Source organism: Pseudonocardia aurantiaca, from assembly GCF_039526725.1.
Lineage (GTDB): Bacteria > Actinomycetota > Actinomycetes > Mycobacteriales > Pseudonocardiaceae > Pseudonocardia > Pseudonocardia aurantiaca.
Genome location: NZ_BAAAJG010000010.1, coordinates 262,611 through 280,726, shown reverse-complemented (window position 1 = coordinate 280,726; position 18,116 = coordinate 262,611). Strand labels below are relative to the sequence as shown.

Sequence of the window (18,116 nt, the reverse complement as noted above, 5' to 3'; positions counted from 1 at the left end):
GGACGGCCGCGCGAGCGGCAGGAGTGGAGAAGATGAACGTGGCGACGAGCCGGACCGAGAAGCCGTACTACATCCCGCAGGCCGACGAGGTGGAGGTCTTCCGAGCGGCCTACCAGGGCCGGATGCCGGTGCTGCTCAAGGGCCCCACCGGGGTCGGCAAGACGCGGTTTCTCGAGTACATGTCCTGGGACCTGTCCGAGACCGACGAGCAGCTGCGGATGGAGACGGTCTCGTGCAACGACGACCTGACCGTCGGTGACCTCGTCGGCCGGTACGTCCTCGAGGGCGGCGACACCAGGTGGATCGACGGCCCGCTGCTGTCGGTCGCCCGCACCGGTGGCATCTGCTACCTCGACGAGATCGTCGAGGCGCGCAAGGACACGATGGTCGTGATCCACTCGCTGAGCGACCACCGCCGCGAGCTGCCGGTCTCCCGGCTCGGCGAGACGATCACCGCGCACGAGCACTTTCAGCTGGTCGTCTCCTACAACCCCGGCTACCAGTCGACGGTGAAGGACCTCAAGGACAGCACCCGGCAGCGGTTCGTCGCGATCGAGCTGGGCTTCCCGCCCGAGGCGCTGGAGACCGACATTGTGGCCCACGAGGCCGGGGTGGACCGCCAGGTGGCCGAGCGGCTGGCACTGCTCGGGCGCAAGGTCCGTGCGATCCAGACCGACATGATGATCGAGGGACCGAGCACCCGCGTGCTGATCCACGCCGGCCGGCTGATCTCCCGCGGCGTGCCGGCCCGGCGGGCCTGCGAGACCGCCGTCGCCCTCGCGATCAGCGACGACGTGGAGGTGCACACCGCCATCCGCGAGCTGGTGACGGCCGTGTTCGCCGCCGATGACTGACCCGGCGACCGGCCGGTCGATCGCTGCGCTGGTCCCGACCTGGGAGTGGGTGTTCGCCGCCCTCTCCGAGGCGGGCACCAGCCGCATCACCTTCGTCAGGACGGCGGACGAGGTAGCGGTCGGCGATGCCGACGACCGCGTCCGGCTGCCCCGTGAGATGCCGTACGCGGTGAAGGGTGTCGAGCCCGCCGACTGGTACCGGATCGCGCTCATGCACCGCGCGGCGCACTACGACTACGGCACGTTCCGGTTCCGGCTGCGCGACCTGCCCTCGGACGTGCACGTCGCCGGCGCGGAGGACCCCGACGGGCGCGACCAGCACGCCGGCGAGAGCGACCTGGAGTTCGTCCTCGCCCACGTCAGCGACTGGCTGCTGGCCGCGCGGATCTTCGCCGACCTGGAGGACATCCGGGTGGAGGCGGAGCTGATCCGCCGCTACGGCGGGTTCGGTGAGCACGTCGACGCGATCCGGCGGGCGGAGCTGGAGCTGCGCGGCGAGCTCGGCACGCCGGTGCCGCAGGTCCTCGCGCTCGAGCTGCTGTGCAGGCGCTCGCTGGGCCAGGACCTCCGGTCGGTGGACGTCCCGGCCGAGCTGGCAGGCGTGGCGCGGGTGATCGAGGGCGCCGCGCAGGAGCTCGAGCGCCCGGACGCCGCGGTAACCGACTCGGTGCTGTGGGCGCTGGCGATCTACCGGCGCCTGGTGCGGCTGCCGCGCCTCGGCGGGAGCTACTCCGCCGCGGCGCCGCTGGGCGAGGTGCCGCGCGCCGAGGTCATGCGGGTGCCGCTGCACTGGGAGGCCAGGGTCCACCTGGAGGGCCAGGACGAGCTGGAGAGCCCGTGGGTGCCGCTGCCCCGTTACCGGGACGGCCTGGGCTTCCGGAACAGCGCGCAGACCACGACCGGCCGCATGGAATCGGCGTCCATCTTCCGGTTCATGCCCGGCGGCCAGGGGGGCGACCCGGATGAGCCGGGCGCCGAGATCGCGTCCTGGGGCGAGAGCCGGGGTGAGGACGAGCGGCCCTCCCGGCCCGAGCCGGGCGAGCACGAGCACTACGAGCTGGTCGACCACCACTACCACCCTCCGAAGGGGCGACTGGCCACGGTCGGCGGCCGCTCGTTCCTCTACCCGGAGTGGGACACCTACCGGCAGGACTACCGGGCCGGCTGGTGCCGGGTCCGGGAGCTCGTCGCCCAGCCGTCGCCCGAGGACACCACCGAGACCTACCAGCGGGTGGTCCGCGAGCACCGCGGCGAGCTCACCCGGCTGCGCCGCCGGGCCGAACGGCTGGTGCACGAGGGCCGCAAGACGGTGCGGCGCACCAAGACCGGCGACGACATCGACATCGACGCGGCCCTCGAGGCGCTCACCGACCTCGCCGCCGGTGCCACCCCGTCGCCGAACATCCACATCTCGCGCGAGCCGATGGAGCGCGACGTCGCGATGGTGGCGCTGTTCGACCTCAGCGCCTCCACCGCCGAGCGGGTGCCGGTGACCAGTGGCGCAGGCCAAGCGCCGGCACCCCTCTCGCTCGCCGGCTCCAAACGGATACTCGACATCGAGCTGGAGTCGATGGCGCTGCTCCTGGCGACGCTCGCGGCCACCGGCGACCAGCTCGGGGTGTACGGGTTCTCCAGCGCGGGCCGCAGCGACGTCCAGTTCGTGATCCTCAAGGACCTCGCCGAGAAGTTCTCCACGCGGGTGGCCCGGCGGCTGGACGCAGCCAAGCCGATCCACTCGACCCGGATCGGACCGGCTGTGCGCCACGCCGCGCGCAAGCTCGCCAAGAACGAGGCCAGCACCAAGATCCTCCTGCTGGTGTGCGACGGCAGGCCCTACGACCTCGACTACGCGCCGGAGGGCGACGAGTTCCCCGACGTCACCTACGCGGTCGCCGATACCCGCCGCGCCCTGGAGGAGGCCGCCGACCTGGGCATCCGGGTCAAGGTCCTCGGCATCGACCACACCGAACAGCACTACGTCCGCGAGATGTGCGGCTCGCGGATCGCGAGTGAGCTGCTCCCGAGTGTGGAGCAGCTGCCGCAGCGGATGGTCTCGCTCTACAAGGATCTCTCCCGTTAGGGGGCCGCCATGACAAGCGTCCTAGGCCGGACCGAGACAGACAGTCCGGATGGCGGCGGCCCGGCGCACGCCCGCCGCAACCGGTCGAGGCGGTGGAGGCGGTGGGGGCGGGCGGTGCTGCAGCCCAAGTTCCTGGTCCTCGGCCTGACGACGGTGATCGTCGCCTACCTGGCGCTGGTCCCGCTCGGCTACCTGCTCTGGGGCACGATGTTCCGCAACGGGCAGCTCACCTTCGACAACTTCGTCGTGGCGTACTCCGAGGCCGGGCTCGGCACCCTGACGCTCAACACGCTGATCTACTCAGCCGGGGCGACGGCGATCTCGGTTGTCATCGGGGTCGTGCTCGCGTTCTTCACCGAGCGCACCGACATCCCGTCCCGACGGCTGGTCTTCGTCGGCTCGCTCGTGCCGCTGATCGTGCCGGGCCTGCTCTACACAATCTCGTGGATCTTCCTGGCCAGCCCCCGTACCGGCATCCTCAACGCCTGGCTGGAGCCGCTCTTCGGACCAGAGGCGCTGAACGTCTTCTCGATGCCCGGCCTGATCGTCGTGCAGGGCTTCGACAGCGCCCCCCTCGCGTTCCTGCTGATGGTGGCCGCGTTCCGGTCGATGGACCCGGCGCTTGAGGAGGCTGGGGTCGTCGGCGGCGGGCGGATCGTCGATGTGTTCCGCCGGATCACGGTGCCGCTGACCAAGCCGGCCATCCTCGCCGCGGTCATGATCCTCAGCGTCCGCAACGTCGAGTCGTTCGAGACGCCGACGCTCCTCGGCACGCCGGCCGGCATCCAGGTCTTCACCTCGCGGATCTGGCAGGTGCTGCAGGGCTTCCCGCCCGACTACGGCCAGGCGGGCGCCTACTCGGTGTCGCTGCTGCTGGCCGTCTGCTTCGGGGTGTGGGCGTACTCCCGCTACCAGAACAACTCCACGCAGTTCCAGACCGTCACCGGCAAGGGCTTCCGCCCGCGCGCGATCCCGCTCGGCCGGTGGCGCCGGCCACTCGGCGCGCTCGTCCTGGCCTACTTCACCGTCGCCATCGTGCTGCCGGTGCTGGTGCTGGTCTACGCCTCGACCCAGCGCTTCTACTCGGTGCCGACCTGGGAGACGCTCGGCAACGCCTCGCTCGAGAACTACGAGTACATCTTCAACAACCCGCAGACCACCCGGGCGTTGTGGAACTCGATCGTCCTGGGGCTGGCCGCGGCCACCGTCGTCATCGTGCTCTCCGCGCTGGTGGCCTGGCTGGTGGTGCGCAGCCGGATCCGCGGCGCCTGGATCGTCGACAACCTCGCCTTCCTGCCCCTGGCCGTCCCCGGCCTGGTCCTCGGGGTGTCGCTGATCTTCGTGTACCTGCGGTTCCCGATCCCGATCTACGGCACGATCCTCGTCCTGTTGATCGCCTACGTGACCCGGTTCCTGCCTTACGGCGTGCGCTACGCGTCGGCATCGATGTACCAGATCGGCACCGAGCTCGAGGAGTCCGCACTGGTCAGTGGCGCGTCGTGGTGGAAGTCGTTCGTGCGGATCAACGTCCCGCTGCTCATGCCCGGCCTCATCGCCGGATGGAGCTACGTGTTCATGGTGTCGGTGCGCGAGCTCGGCAGCTCGGTCCTGCTCTACTCGCCGGGCACCGAAGTGCTCTCGATCATGATCTGGGAGCAGTACGAGAACGGCAACTTCGTGCAGCTCTCCGCCCTCGGCGTGCTCATGATCGTGCTCATGAGCGTCATCGTGGCGGTCGCCCAGCGACTCGGCGCCGAGGTCGGCGTGAAGTCGAACTGACCCACGCCCTGTCAGCTGTCGGCTCCCCTCTCGAGCGCGGCGATCTGGTCGAGGCGGCGCTGGTGCAAGCCGCCTGTGAAGGGTGTGTCGAGCCAGGTCGCGACGATCTGCTCCGCGAGCTCGGGTGCCACGATTTTGGCGCCGAGGACGAGCACGTTGGAGTCGTTGTTGGCGCGGGAGATGCGGGTGCTGAACAGGTCCTGGCAGAGACCGGCCCGGATGCCGCGGATCTTGTTGCAGGCGATGGCCTCACCCTGGCCGCTGCCACCGACGACGATCGCCCGGTCGGCGGAGCCGTCGAGCACCTGCCGGCACACGTCGATGCAGAGCGGCGGGTAGTCCACGACCTCGGCGCCGACATGGGGTGCGCGGTCGTCGACGTCGTGGCCGTGGTCGCCGAGCCAGGCGACGAGGCGCGCCTTGAGCGCTACGCCGTTGTGGTCGCAGGTGATCGCGATGTGCACGGCGTTTCCTCCCGCACCCGCGTCCGGCGGGTGATCAACCGACGAGATCGAGCGTGGCAGGGGCGAAGACGTCCTCGATGGCCGTCGGGCGCTCCAAGATCCGCTGGTGCGCGGCGTGCCGCAGCAGCTCGGTCAGCGTGTCCCGGTTCGGGGCGATCCCGTAGGGAAGCGGGTCCGCCCCTGTGGTCTCCATGACCCGCGCGTACATCCGGTCGGTCGCCGTCGGTTTCTCGACCGAGCCGGTGCGCAGCAGGTCGACATAGCGCCGCTTCGCCCTGGCGAAGGCGTCGAAGACATCCACGGCGACATCGGGGTGGCTCCGCAGCACGTCGTCCTTGATCACGACCAGGTGGTTGATCGGGTAGAGCCCACCCTGCCGCAGCGCACGGAAGCCCGCCTCCAGCGGGTCGGGGATCAACGGCGTTACGTCGGGGCCTTCGATCCCTGCACCGACGACCGCCGCGAGCTCACCGCTGCTCAGCATCTCCTCCAGCGTCCTCCCCGGCTCGATGGGGACCACGTTGCCCGGCGGGTGGTACTGCGGGACGTGCTCGTCGCCGGACAGCACCCACGTCACCTTGTCGAGGTCGACGCCGTACTCCTCGTGCAGGATCGCCCGCGCCCAGACCCCGGTGGTGACCGTGTAGCCGCGGCTCACCCCGACCTTGCGGCCCTCGAGGTCCTTGGGGCTGCGGATGTCCGAGCCTGCGCTGCGGTGGATCGCGCCGTGATGGAAGCCGCGCACCAGGAACACGGGCACGGCCGTGAACGGCACGCCGTTGGCCTTCGCGACGAGATAGGTCGTCAGGGCCATCTCACACACATCGAACTCGAGCCCGCGGACCATGCGCCGGAAGGCGCCGACGAGCACCGGAACCTCCTCGAAGACGAACCGGAAGTCGCGCGGGGCCACGGTGCCCGTCTTGAGGGCCTCGTTGTTGCCCTGGGTGCGCGTCACGGTCAACAGCTGCGGCGGCGGCATGGTCTGAACGTTAGACCACACCATGGCCAAACCAATAGCCCGGCGGCTAGAGTTCGGCGCGAACGGCCCGGAGCGGAGGAGCACTCAATGGCAGATCAGGTCTTGGCGGCGGTCAGGACGGGCCCGGGCATCACCGAACTCCGCGAGTTCGCCATGCCCGACGTGCCCGAGGACGGCGCCCTGCTCAAGGTCGAGGTCGCCGGGATCTGCGGCACCGACGTCAAGATGTACGCCAAGCCGCCGTTCCCGGACCCCGTGATCATGGGGCACGAGAACGTCGGGGTCATCGCCAAGGCAGGGCGGGCGTTCACCGAGCGCAAGGGGCTCGCGGAAGGTGACCGGATCTTCGTCGAGCACTACGTCGGCTGCTTCCGGTGCGACTGGTGCCAGGCGGGGGAGTACCGGCACTGCGAGCTGACCGACTGGCGCACCAATCCCGACGCCCGCCGCTACGGCTACACCTCCGCGGACAAGCCGGGGCACCTCTGGGGTGGGTTCTCGCAGTACCTCTACCTGCCGTGGAACGCGGTCACGCACCGGGTTCCGGACGGCGTGTCCGCCGAGCTGGCCGGCCTGGTCACGCCGCTGTCCAACGGCATCGAGTGGGCCTTGAACGCCGGCGGCGTCGGTTTTGCATCCACGGTGCTCATTCAGGGTCCCGGCCAGCAGGGGCTGTCGCAGGTCGTCGCCTGCAAGCAGGCCGGAGCCTCGACGATCATCGTCACCGGGACGACGCGGGACACCGCACGGCTCGAACTGGCCAAGGTGCTGGGTGCGGACGCGGTCATCGACGTACAGCAGGAGGACCCGCTGACCCGGATCATGGAGATCACCGGCGGCTCCGGGGTGGACGTGGTGCTCGACTGCACCGCAGGCGCCGGCACCGCTCCGGTGCTGCTGGGCATCGACGCGCTGAAGCGCCGCGAGGGCGTGATGGTCGTGCAGGGCGAGCTGGCGGCCTTTCCCGACTTCCCGCTCAAGAAGATCACCGAGAAGGCCATCACGATCAGGAGCGCCCGCGGCCACGGCTACCGCGCAGTCGAGCTCGCCCTCGGCCAGCTCGCCTCGGGGCGCTTCCCGCTCGAGCGGCTGAGCACCCACAGCTTCGGGCTCGCGGACGTCGATCGGGCGATCCGCGCGGTGGGCGGCGAGGTCGAGGAAGACGTCGTGCACGTCTCGCTGCTCCCGTGGGGAGTGGCGGCATGAGTGTGGTGGTCCGCGGGATCGCGCGCACGGACCGAGGGCTCGTCGACGGGCTCGCGGCGCTGGGCGTCTCGACCGTCCACGAGGCGCAGGGGCGCACCGGGTTGCTCGACCCGGCCCTGCGCCCGATCTACCCCGGTGCCCGCATCGCGGGCACGGCGGTCACCGTCAGCGTCCCGCCGGGGGACAACTGGATGCTCCACGTCGCCGTGGAACAGTGCCAGGACGGGGACGTGCTGGTCGTTTCTCCCACCTCCCCGTCCGAGGCCGGGTACTTCGGCGACCTGCTCGCCACGGCTGTCGCTGCGCGCGGTGTGCGGGGTCTGGTCATCGACGCAGGCTGCCGCGACGTCGCCGATCTGACCGCGATGCGTTTCCCCGTGTGGTCGCGCTACGTCTGTGCCTTCGGCACGGTCAAGGAGACCCTCGGCGACGTCAACGTGGGTCTGGTGTGCGCAGGCCAATGGGTGCAGCCCGGAGACGTCGTGGTCGCCGACGACGACGGTGTCGTCGTGGTGCCCCGCGCCAGGGCGGCACAGGTGCTCGACGCGGCCGTCGCCCGCGAGGAGAAGGAGAGTGCGACGCGCGAGCGCTATGCGAGCGGAGAGCTCGGCCTCGACGTGAACCGGATGCGCGAGAGGCTCGCGAGCAAGGGCCTGACCTACCTCGACCAGGAGCCGGCGCAGCAGTGATCATCGACAGTCACGGGCATTTCACCACCACGCCTGCCGGGCACCAGGAGTTCCGCGCGGGACAGCTCGCTGCGCTCGCCGACCCGTCGCTCCTCGTGCCGGCGGCCCCGTCGATCAGCGACGACGCGATCCGCGAGAGCATCGAGGGCAACCAGCTCAAGCTGCTGCGTGAACGCGGCGGCGACCTGATGATCTTCTCGCCACGGGCGGCCGGCATGGAGCACCACATACCCGACGTGGCGACCGCGCAGGCATGGGCGGGGGAGTGCAACGACCTGATCGCCCGCGTGGTCGGCCTGTTCCCCGAGCACTTCGCAGGCGTCTGCCAGCTGCCCCAGACCCCGGACGGCCCGCTCGACGGTGTTGTCGCGGAGCTGCGGCGGTGTGTGGAGACGATGAGTTTCGTCGGCTGCAACCTCAACCCCGACCCGTCGGGCGGGTTCTGGACCTCGAAGCCGCTCACGGACGAGTACTGGTTCCCGCTGTACGAGGCGATGGTGGAGCTGGACGTCCCGGCGATGATCCACGTGTCCAGCTCGTGCAACCCGAGCGTCCACGCCCTCGGCGCGCATTACCTCAACGCCGATACCTCGGCGTTCATGCAGCTGCTCGAAGGCGATCTGTTCGAGCGCTTCCCGACGCTGCGGTTCGTGATACCGCACGGCGGTGGCGCGGTGCCCTACCACTGGGGGCGCTACCGGGGGCTGGCGATGCGGATGGGCCGTCCCGACCCGTCCGAGCTGTTCCGCAACGTCTTCTTCGACACCTGCGTGTACCACCAGCCCGGGATCGACCTCCTGCTGCGCGTCATCGACGCCGACAACGTTCTGTTCGCCTCCGAGATGATCGGCGCGGTGCGCGGTGCGGATCCGGCCACGGGCGTTCCCTGGGACGACACGAAGCACTACGTCGACCGCGCCGAGCTGACCGAGGAGCAGCGGCACAAGATCTTCGAGGCCAACGTGCGGCGCGTCTACCCGCGCCTGGACGCGCAGCTCACAGCTGCCGGGAGGTAGCAACATGGCACGGCTGTCCCTGACCTTCGCCTGCGGCGACTACGACCGCACCCGGGCGATCGAGGAAGGCACGATCCGGCCTGACGGGATCGAACTGACCTACCTGCGGCTGCCCGTCGAGGAGACGTTCTTCCGGATGATGCGCCACCGGGAGTTCGAGGTGGCCGAGATGTCGCTCTCGACCTACGTGCTGTCGCTGCAGGCCGACCCGGCGCCCTTCGTCGCGCTGCCGGTCTTCACCTCGCGCATGTTCCGCCACGGCTCCCTCTACTGCCACGCCGACGCCGGGATCTCCGGGCCCGAGGACCTGCGCGGCAAGGTCGTCGGCACCCCGGAGTTCCAGCTCACGGCCGGCGTGTGGGCCCGGGGGATCCTGGCCGACCGGCACGGGGTGCCCGTCGACTCGGTGAGGTACGTGACCGGCGGCCAGGAGCGGCCGGGACGCATCGAGAAGGCCGGGGTCGATCTCGGCGGGATCGAGGTCAGCCGCGCGCCCGAGGGCAGGACACTCTCGGCGATGCTGGCCGAGGGCGAGATCGACGCGCTGTGCACCCCGCGTATCCCCTCGCCCTTCGCGGCGCGCGACGCGCGGGTGCGCCGGGTGTTCCCCGACGTCGTCGCGGCCGAGAAGGAGTACTTCGCGGCCACCGGGATCTTCCCGATCATGCACGTCGTCGTACTGCGCCGCGACGTCTACGAGAAGCACCCCTGGGTGGCGCAGTCGCTGTACAAGGCGATGCTGCAGGCCAAGCAGCAGGCGTTCGCGAACCTCTACGACTCCTCGGCCCTGCGTTTCATGCTGCCCTGGCTCAACCAGGACCTGGAACAGGCCACGGCCCTGCTCGGCGAGGACTACTGGTCCTACGGGCTGGACGCCAACGTCGAGACGCTGGCGACGTTTCTGCGCTACCACCACGACCAGGGGCTGTCGCGCCGGCTGTGGCGGCCCGACGAGCTGTTCGCGCCGGAGTCGACGGAGTCCTTCGTCATCTGACCCTCGTCCCAGGTGGAGCCGCCGGGCCGGGTTCATGGCCGGCGGCTCCCCTTCTCAGGCGGCCACGTCTTCTCAGGCGGCCACGTCTTCTCAGGCAGCCACGTCGGTCCCGGAGACCAGGCTCTTCAGGGGGGTTGCGGTGTCGGCCGCGCGGTCGGGCGGGATGGTGGCGCCCTGGGCGAGCGCCTTGCGCACGACCATGTAGTCGACCGGGTTGTTGACCGCGTCGACCGCCAGCAACCGGCCCCCGCGGTAGTAGAGGACGGAGAAGCGCTCGCTGTCCGGCTTCCCGCGGACCACGTGCTCGTCGTAGCCGGTCGAGAGCCCGGCCATCTGCAGCCGCACGTCACCCTGGTTGGACCAGAACCACGGCACGGCCCGCGGATTGTCGAGCCTGCCCAGCAGCGTGGCGGCGGCGACAGCGGACTGCGCCACCGCATTCTGGACCGACTCGAGCCGAACCCTCCCTTCGCCGGTCAGGGGATGCGGCCGAACCGTGCAGTCACCTGCCGCGACGACGCTCGGCACGTTCGTCCGGGCGTGGGCATCGACCACGATGCCGCCGTCGCACTCCACACCGATCCGCTCGGCCAGTTCGGTCCGCGGGACCACGCCCACTCCGATCACGACGAGGTCGGCGGGAAGCTCGGTTCCGTCGGCCAGCGCCACTGCGCTCACCCGGCCCCGCTCCCCGCGGAACGCGGCGACGGTGGCCGAGAGCAGCACCGTGGTGCCGCGGCGCTCGTGCGCCTGCCGGCAGAACTCCGAGACGACCGGTGACACGTTCCGGGAGACCAGCCGCTCGGCCGCCTCCACCACGGTGACGGCCTTGCCCTGGGCGCGGGCGGCGGCCGCCGCCTCCAGGCCGATGAAACCGCCGCCGACGACGACCACGTGCCGCGCTCCGGACAGGCGAGCCCGCAACCGTGCCGCGTCATCGAGGCCGCGCAGATAGCACACGCCGTCCAGATCGGTCCCGGCTACCGCCAACCGCCGGGGACCCGCCCCCACGGTGAGGGCGAGCCGCTCGAAGATCACCTCGCGCCCTGCGGTGGTGACCGCGGCGCCACCGGGGTGGCCGCCGGGGGTGAAGGCCAGGTCGGTGACGCGCTCGCCCGTGACGAGCTCGATCCCCGCCTCCGCGTACCAGGCCGGCTTGCGGAACGCCAGAGAGCCGCGTTCCGCCGCGCCGGACAGGAACTCCTTCGACAGCGGCGGGCGCTGGTAGGGCGGGTGCGGTTCCTCGCCGACGAGCGTGATCGGCGTGGTGTCGCCCAGCTCGCGCAGCGAGACGGCCAGCTGGAGGCCGGCTTGGCTCGCGCCGACGATGAGGGTGCCCGTCCTCACCGGAGGCCTCGGAGGGACCCCCGCGGGCTCGTGCACGACATCGAGCTTCCCTTCGGTAGAGCAAAAGGTCTTACCTTTATACCAGAGGACGACGCGGTAGGCACCCGTTGCCACCTCGGTGGGATAATGGTAAGACCTTCAGGCTATGCGCCATCGGTTAGCCGACGCGGGTGAGGGCGGACGAGAGATGAAGCCATGTCATGACGGCACCGGGGAACGGCTGGCCGAGATGCGGACCGTGGGCGTCGTCGGGCTCGGGAAGATGGGCCGGCCCATCGCCGGACATCTGCTCGAGATGGGCCACCGGGTGGTCGGGGTCGATCTGGACCCGCAGGCGGGCGCGGACCTCGAGGCGGCGGGCATGCAGCGCGGCGCCGGTCCGGACGACCTGGTCGGGACGGACGTGTGCCTCGTCCTGGTCGAGGGGCGCGCCGTGGCGAGGATTGTGCTCGACGGCGGCGCCTACCGCCCGGCACTCAAGGACTGCCTCACGCTCGTCTGTTCCACCGTCGAGCCCGACCTGATGCGCACCTTGCACGCCGCGGCCGACGTGGCCGGTGCGCGGCTGTTGGATGCGCCGCTGTGCCGCGGTGACCACGGTGCACGACAGGGCGACCTCCTGGCGCTCGTGGGAGGGTCGGGCACGGCGCTGCGCGAGTGCGAGGGCGTACTTCAGGCCTTCTGCTCGGACGTCGTCCACGTCGGCGGCCCGGGTGCCGGCCAGGCGGCGAAGCTCGTGAACAACATGCTGCTCTGGTCGAACATCGCGAGTGTGGTCGAAGCGCTGCAACTCGGTGAGGCGCTGGGAGTGCGCCGAGCGGCGATGGTCGAGGCCCTGCTCCCGAGCAGTGCCCGGTCGTGGGTGCTGGAGACCTGGCAACGCCCGCGCGACCTGCCATGGGCGCACGAGGACATGCGGATGGTCCTGGAGGCGTCGACCGAGGCGGGCCTGTCCCTTCCGCTGACCGGGCTGGTTCACGAATTGATCAAGGGGACCAGGGCTCGGGGAGTCCTGCGCGACGGCGGCTTTCAGGCTGACGGGTGGCTGATGCCGGCGTACGAGGACGAAGCATGAGATGACCAGCGGCCAGTGCGAGCGGCCCGGTGACCAGACCGTGCCGCTGGTCTATGCACCGGCCAGGGCCCCGACAACGTCGTCGACCGTCGAGACGTGGCACATGCGGGGGAAGACCTTCGTCATGAAGAACTGCCGCTGTTCGGGAAAGCCGTGGCAGCAGTCGCTCACGACGGTCACCTGGAAGTCCATGTCGCGCGCGGTGAAGGCGGTCGATGCGATGCCGACGTGCACCGAGCCGCCCAGGAGCAGGATCGTGTCGATGTCTCGGCTCCGCAACGACAGTTCGAGGTGCGTACCGAAGAACGCAGACCAGCGGTGCTTGGGCACGTCGTAGTCACCTGGCTGAGGCGCGATCTCCCGAAGGACCGCGAGGCCCGGCGTGCCGGACGCATGGGCCGGCTTCATCGGGACTGGATTGTCGGGGCCCCACGGGCGGAAACGGGGGTCGGTGTCAGTGGCGGTGCGAGCGAGGTCGGCCCCGTCGGCGCGGTGGTCGGCGCGCGCGTAGAACACGGGGACGCCGACGCCCCGGCAGGCCGCGATCAGCCGTTGGGCCGGCTCGACCGCACCGGCGTCCTCGATGGCGGCGCGGTAGGCCTCGAGCATGTCGAAGACGACGACGCCGGTCCGGGAGGGGTCAAGAGGATTCACCGTGGACTCCGATCGGGACGGGCAACGGGAGCTGTCGAAACGATGCGGATGGCGCTGATGGCACGGATGGCGGAGCGAGATCGCGGGGTGCCCCTGGGTGGGGCTCCCCGCGATCTTGGCACTATGAGCGCCCTAGGTGTTCCGGCGCTCAGACCCGGGCGGATGCGCCCAGTTCGGCGGCGTCGTACTCCGGGGCGTTCTCGAAGTAGTGCACCGTGTCGTAGCCGAGGTGCTTGAAGACGCGGTTCTGTGAGGCGAGCATCCGCAGTTCGGACCCGTCGGCCGCGAAGTGCTGCACGACGGTGTTCTGCGGGACGTAGAGCGTGTCGCCCTTCTTGATCTCGTGCCGGGTCGGCTCCTTGGCGATGCGGGCGTAGTACTTCTCCGCGATCTCCTCCTGCACCTCCCAGTGCAGGGAGTAGCCCTCGCCGGAGAGGACGTAGTCGACCTCGTCCGCCATCTTCCAGTGCTTCCCGGAGCGGCTGCCGGCCGGGATCGCGAGCTCGAAGACGTCCACAGCGAACTGGCGCAGATCGCTGCGCTCCTTGTTCAGCAGGTGGCGCACGTTGCCCAGCGGTGTGATCTCCCAGACGGTGTCCTCCGGGCTCACGACCTTCTTGCGGTCGAGCACGCCGGGCGTCCAGACCCTCGACCAGTCCTCGCGCGGACCGAACTCGTCCTCACGCTCGATCGGGCCGCTGCGGCCCTGCTGGATCAGCCCCATGAACATCCACGTGCACTTCGCCTTGACGACGAGTGCTCTGGCCGTCTCGTCGTAGGGGTTGAAGTGCCGGTGGACGGAGTCGGTGTGGACGAAGACGAGGTCGTCTTTCTTCCAGTCGTAGCGCTGGTCGTCGTGGATCTCGTAGCCGGCGCCCTCGAGGATGTAGAAGGCGGCCTCGTTCTGGTGCCCGTGGCCGTGGTTCGAGCTGTGCGGGGGCAGCTCCACGAAGTGGACCTGCAGGGTCTGGGTCAGGAACTCCTCGTCGCCGGGCCCGATCCGCCACCAGGTGCGCGACTTCTCGGAGTCCCCGGAGTGGCCGACCTTGGCGTCGTCCACGACCACGGTGTCGTCGCGCACGCGCTCCGCGCCGAGCTGCGCCTTACGGAACTCGCCGAGCCCGTAGGTCTCCGAGGTCAGTCCGCGGACGAAGACGCGTCCCTTCTTGCCCATGCGATCTCCCGTTCCCCGGCCGTCGGCCGGTTCGGCGTGTGTCGGCGGCGGTTCCGCAGGAGCCGCCGTTGGTCCGTCGCTCACGGTAACAGGAAAAGGAAAATGTTCATACCATTGCTGCTGGACCTGAGCGGGCGCTGCCGCCCGGCGGCGCTGCGCCCGGAGCCGGGGGGCCAGGGCGGCGCACGCGACCAGCGCGCTCGCTCCGGCGACGACGAACCCCGCGCGCGCGCCGAAGGCCTCGCAGATCCACCCCAGCAGCGGCCCGCCCAACGGAGTGGTCCCGAGGAACACCAGACCGTGCAATGCGAGCACCCGCCCGTGCATGTCCGGGTCGCTGCCCAGCAGCAGGACGGACCGGCCGAGCGTGTTGAACACGATGTTGACGACGCCCAGCGCGACCATCGCGACGTAGGCAAGCGGCAACGCCGGCGCGGCCGCCGCGAGGACGTTGACCGCCCCGAAGGCCGTGCAGGCCAACAACATGCCCCAGGCCGTCGCCGTCTCGCGAGAGGCGGTGACCAGCGCGCCGACCACGGCGCCCAGCCCGAGTGCGGCGGTGAGGTAGGCGTACACCTCCGGGCCGCCGTGGAAGGTGTCCTGCGCGAGCAGCGGCAGGACCACCCGGAAGTTCTGTCCGAAGAGTCCCACGACCCCGACCAGTAACAGGGTCGCCCACAGATCGGGCGTCCGCCGGACGTAACGCAGCCCTTCGCGGGCACTGCCCTTGCGCCGACCGCCACGCGTGGCGCGTGACGCTCCCGGGTCCATCCGCAGGAGCCCGACGAGCACGGCGAGGAAGGAGACCGCGTTGACGAGGAACGCGACGCCGATCCCGGTGGTCGCGATGAGCAGGCCGGCGACAGCCGGACCCACCAGCCGCCCGGTGTTGTTCACGGTCGAGGTGAGGGACTGTGCGTTGACGTAGTCGGCCGGCCGCACCATCTCCCCGACGAGCGCCTGTCGCGCCGGGTTGTCCAGCACGGTGACGACGCCCAGCGCGAGCGCGAGGGCGTAGACCATCCAGAGCTGCACGACGCCGGCGATCGCGAGCCCGCCCAGCAGTGCCGCCAGCAACGCCTGCACGGACTGGGTGACGACGAGCAGGCGGCGGCGGTCGACGCGGTCGACGACGGTGCCGCCCCACAGACCGAGCAGGAGCGTGGGTCCGAATTGCAGGACCATGCTGACGCCGAGCGCGACGCCGCTGCCGGACAGCTCCAGGACGAGCCAGTCCTGGGCGACCCGCTGCGTCCACGTGCCGATCACCGAGACCGCCTGGCCTGCGAAGTACCGGCGGAAGTTGGCCTCGAGCAACGACCGGAACACCCGGGCGAGCGCGGCCTGTGCCGTCGCGACGAGCCGGCTCACGCCGCCATGGTCTCCACCCGTTCACCTCTTCCCCCAGCGTTGGGCAAATGGTATGACCTACACGCAGAAAAGAGGAAGAGCAATGTTGCTGATCGACAACGAGGCGACAGCGAGCGTCCTGACGATGCCGGCGGTCGTGGCGGTACTGGAGCAGGCCTACGAGGACCTCGCGGCCGGGGACGCGATCTGCCGGCCGCGGATCGACCTGCGCTTTCCCGTGGGCGACGCCCGGTCGGTCTACCAGTGGGGAACCATGGAGGGCGGCTCCGCGTCGTCGGGTTACTTCGCGATCCGGATGAAGTCCGACGTCCTCACCGAGGTGGAGTACGGCGGCACCCGCACACAGGAGAAGCACTGCGTGGCGCCGGGCACCTTCTGCGGGCTGGTCTTCCTGTTGTCCACCCGCACCGGTGAGCCGCTCGCCCTGCTCAACGACGGAGTGCTGCAGCGCATGCGGGTGGGCGCCGACTCGGCGATCGGCACGAAACACGCCGCGCGCCCGGACGCCCGGGTGCTCGGCATGCTCGGCTCGGGCGGCATGGCCCGCGCGCATCTGGAGGCCCTGCTCACCGTCCGCCCGCTGGAACGCGTGCAGGTCTACAGCCCGACGAGGGCCAACCGCGAGCGCTACGCCGCCGAGATGGGCGAGCGCCACGGGCTCGAGGTCGTGGCGGTGGACGAACCGCGCGACGCATTCCGCGGCGCCGACGTCGTCACCGCCTGCACCGACGCCGCGGCCGAGGTGATCGTCGGCGACTGGCTGGCGCCGGGCACGCACGTGACCTGCATCGGCGGGCGGCTCGACGCCCGCACGCGCGACCGGCTCGACGCGTGGCTGCGACTCGGCACCGCCCCTGCTCCGGCGACCGCGCCGTCCTGGCGCCCCGCCGACGAGTTCCTTGCCTACGCCGCCCGCCCCAGCGACCCGGTCTGGGCCAGGCACTCGCACGGCCGCGTCCGCCGCCCGCCGCAGGGGCCCGGCGCGCCCCGACTCGTCTACCTGGAGGACGTCCTCGCGGGCCGGGACCGCGCGCGCACCAACGACGCCGAGATCACCTACTCCGAGCGCGGCAACATCCAGGGCGCCCAGTTCTTCGCTGTCGCAGGGCACGTCTACGAGCAGTGCCGCGAGCGGGGCCTCGGCCGCGAGCTGCCGACCTCCTGGTTCCTCCAGGACATCCGGGACTGAAAGGACATCTGGAACTGACATGCGCCTGCTCACCAATGCCGACGTCGCGGCTGTGCTCGACATGTCAGGCGCGATCGCGGCGTTGCGCACGGGCTACGCCGACCTCGCCTGCGGCGACGCGGCGTATGTGCCGCGGATCGACCTGTACGCCCCGACCGGGCGCGATGACGACTACTACCAGTGGGGATCGATGTCCGGCGCCAGCCGGTCCTACGGCGTGGTGGCCGTCCGGCTGAAGTCCGATGTGGTCTCGTGGCCCGGCGGGCGGACGCAGGAGAAGTACTGCATCCGGCCGGGGACGTACTCGGGGATCGTCCTGCTGTACGCGATCACCGACGGCGAGCCGCTGGCGTTGCTCCAGGACGGATACCTGCAGCACATGCGGGTGGGCGCCGCCGCGGCCATCGGCGCGGACCTCATGGCGCGCCCGGAGGCCGAGACCCTCGGTCTCCTCGGATCCGGCGGGATGGCGCGCACCTACCTCGAGGGGATCGCGCAGGTGCGGACATTGCGGTCGGTACTCGTGCACAGCCCGACGCGGGCGAACCGGGAGCGTTTCGCGGCGACCGCGCGCGAGGATCTCGGCCTGGACGTGCGTGCGGTCGACTCGCCGGAGGAGGCGGTCAGGGGGGCCGGCATCGTCGCGACCGCGACCGACTCGATGTCTCCCACGTTCGACCCGGAATGGCTCTCCCCAGGCACCCACGTCACCTGCGTGACGCGCCGGGAGCTCTCGCCCGGTCTGCTCGCGCGAGCCGACCGGGTACTGCAGCTCGGCGTCAACACCGTTCCGAGCGGGACGCCCGTGCCGGGAATGCAGTGGGCGGCCGGGGGCATCGCGGCCTACGTCTCGGGCCAGCCGCACGAGCGGGCGCGCATCCCGGCAAGCGGCAGCCGGGAGACCGGCGTCTTCCCGACCCTCACCGACGTCCATCGTGGGCGGATGCAGGCCCGCGCCGGCGCGGACGAGGTGACGCTGTTCGTCACGACGGGGACGCAGGGGCTGCAATTCGCGGCAGTCGGAGGGCACGTATGGCGGCAGGCACGGGACCGGGACCTGGGGACGCCGTTCCCGACGGAATGGTTCCTCCAGGACATTCGCGATTAGGTCGAGCCGAACATGCGCGGGCACATCGCCGTAGCGATTCAGGGTCCTCGTGCTGGATACTTGCTGGTCGGTCGAAAGGGTATGACGTCAGACCAATGCGTGTTATCTTCTCCCCTGAGGAACCGACCTCCCCT

Annotated in this window: 15 protein-coding genes; 10 read left to right on the top strand and 5 right to left on the bottom strand. The window is 70.4% G+C overall.

Features of this window, described 5'->3' with window-relative positions; all coding sequences use genetic code 11:
* The first annotated feature begins 32 nt into the window (after window positions 1-32).
* The 3 genes from ABD143_RS16995 to ABD143_RS16985 all read left to right on the top strand — a co-directional run bounded on the left by ABD143_RS16995 (window position 33) and on the right by ABD143_RS16985 (window position 4,713).
* Complete coding sequence (locus ABD143_RS16995) at window positions 33-854, top strand: CbbQ/NirQ/NorQ/GpvN family protein (protein WP_343978703.1); 822 nt, start codon at window positions 33-35, stop codon at window positions 852-854.
* The gene (locus tag ABD143_RS16990; RefSeq protein WP_343978700.1) at window positions 847-2,934 is read left to right on the top strand and encodes a nitric oxide reductase activation protein NorD; all 2,088 of its coding nucleotides are present in this window, start codon (window positions 847-849) and stop codon (window positions 2,932-2,934) included. The genes ABD143_RS16995 and ABD143_RS16990 overlap by 8 nt, the downstream gene beginning before the upstream one ends.
* Window positions 2,935-3,048: 114 nt before the next feature.
* A complete protein-coding gene (locus ABD143_RS16985; protein ID WP_343978698.1) occupies window positions 3,049-4,713 on the top strand; it encodes an ABC transporter permease in 1,665 nt (554 codons plus the stop codon).
* A gap of 11 nt (window positions 4,714-4,724) precedes the next feature.
* Here the strand turns inward: ABD143_RS16985 and ABD143_RS16980 are convergent, their stop codons facing one another.
* Window positions 4,725-5,177 (bottom strand): RpiB/LacA/LacB family sugar-phosphate isomerase, encoded by a 453-nt coding sequence (locus ABD143_RS16980; RefSeq protein ID WP_343978695.1) that lies wholly within the window; start codon window positions 5,175-5,177, stop codon window positions 4,725-4,727.
* Between the two features lie 34 nt (window positions 5,178-5,211).
* On the bottom strand, window positions 5,212-6,159 hold the full coding sequence (locus ABD143_RS16975; protein ID WP_343978691.1) for an ABC transporter substrate-binding protein: 948 nt from the start codon (window positions 6,157-6,159) through the stop codon (window positions 5,212-5,214).
* A gap of 87 nt (window positions 6,160-6,246) precedes the next feature.
* Here ABD143_RS16975 and ABD143_RS16970 point away from each other — a divergent pair, with 87 nt between their 5' ends.
* From ABD143_RS16970 to ABD143_RS16955, 4 genes are read left to right on the top strand one after another with little or no spacing between them, the layout of a single operon-like run.
* Complete coding sequence (locus ABD143_RS16970; RefSeq protein ID WP_343978688.1) at window positions 6,247-7,365, top strand: zinc-dependent alcohol dehydrogenase; 1,119 nt, start codon at window positions 6,247-6,249, stop codon at window positions 7,363-7,365.
* Complete coding sequence (locus tag ABD143_RS16965) at window positions 7,362-8,054, top strand: 4-carboxy-4-hydroxy-2-oxoadipate aldolase/oxaloacetate decarboxylase (RefSeq protein ID WP_343978685.1); 693 nt, start codon at window positions 7,362-7,364, stop codon at window positions 8,052-8,054. Before ABD143_RS16970 ends, ABD143_RS16965 begins: the two co-directional genes overlap by 4 nt.
* Entirely contained in the window at window positions 8,051-9,070 is a 1,020-nt protein-coding gene (locus tag ABD143_RS16960; protein ID WP_343978682.1) for an amidohydrolase family protein, read from the top strand. The genes ABD143_RS16965 and ABD143_RS16960 overlap by 4 nt, the downstream gene beginning before the upstream one ends.
* A gap of 4 nt (window positions 9,071-9,074) precedes the next feature.
* Window positions 9,075-10,064 carry an ABC transporter substrate-binding protein gene (locus ABD143_RS16955; RefSeq protein ID WP_343978679.1) on the top strand — a complete coding sequence of 330 codons (990 nt, stop codon included), beginning with the start codon at window positions 9,075-9,077 and terminating at the stop codon, window positions 10,062-10,064.
* A gap of 90 nt (window positions 10,065-10,154) precedes the next feature.
* Here the strand turns inward: ABD143_RS16955 and ABD143_RS16950 are convergent, their stop codons facing one another.
* Window positions 10,155-11,411, bottom strand: a complete 1,257-nt coding sequence (locus tag ABD143_RS16950) for an NAD(P)/FAD-dependent oxidoreductase (RefSeq protein ID WP_343978676.1) — start codon at window positions 11,409-11,411, stop codon at window positions 10,155-10,157.
* 187 nt (window positions 11,412-11,598) lie between these two features.
* Between ABD143_RS16950 and ABD143_RS16945 the strand changes: the two genes are divergently transcribed.
* Window positions 11,599-12,486, top strand: a complete 888-nt coding sequence (locus ABD143_RS16945; RefSeq protein ID WP_343978673.1) for an NAD(P)-dependent oxidoreductase — start codon at window positions 11,599-11,601, stop codon at window positions 12,484-12,486.
* Between the two features lie 51 nt (window positions 12,487-12,537).
* Here ABD143_RS16945 and ABD143_RS16940 read toward each other — a convergent pair whose 3' ends face one another.
* Window positions 12,538-13,140 (bottom strand): cysteine hydrolase family protein, encoded by a 603-nt coding sequence (locus ABD143_RS16940; RefSeq protein ID WP_343978670.1) that lies wholly within the window; start codon window positions 13,138-13,140, stop codon window positions 12,538-12,540.
* Window positions 13,141-13,288: 148 nt separating this feature from the next.
* The gene (locus tag ABD143_RS16935; RefSeq protein ID WP_343978667.1) at window positions 13,289-15,685 is read right to left on the bottom strand and encodes an MFS transporter; all 2,397 of its coding nucleotides are present in this window, start codon (window positions 15,683-15,685) and stop codon (window positions 13,289-13,291) included.
* An 82-nt stretch (window positions 15,686-15,767) separates the two neighbouring features.
* Here ABD143_RS16935 and ABD143_RS16930 point away from each other — a divergent pair, with 82 nt between their 5' ends.
* Both ABD143_RS16930 and ABD143_RS16925 read left to right on the top strand, forming a co-directional pair.
* The gene (locus tag ABD143_RS16930; protein WP_343978664.1) at window positions 15,768-16,874 is read left to right on the top strand and encodes an ornithine cyclodeaminase family protein; all 1,107 of its coding nucleotides are present in this window, start codon (window positions 15,768-15,770) and stop codon (window positions 16,872-16,874) included.
* A 19-nt stretch (window positions 16,875-16,893) separates the two neighbouring features.
* A complete protein-coding gene (locus ABD143_RS16925) occupies window positions 16,894-17,982 on the top strand; it encodes an ornithine cyclodeaminase family protein (protein ID WP_343978661.1) in 1,089 nt (362 codons plus the stop codon).
* Window positions 17,983-18,116 lie beyond the last annotated feature (134 nt).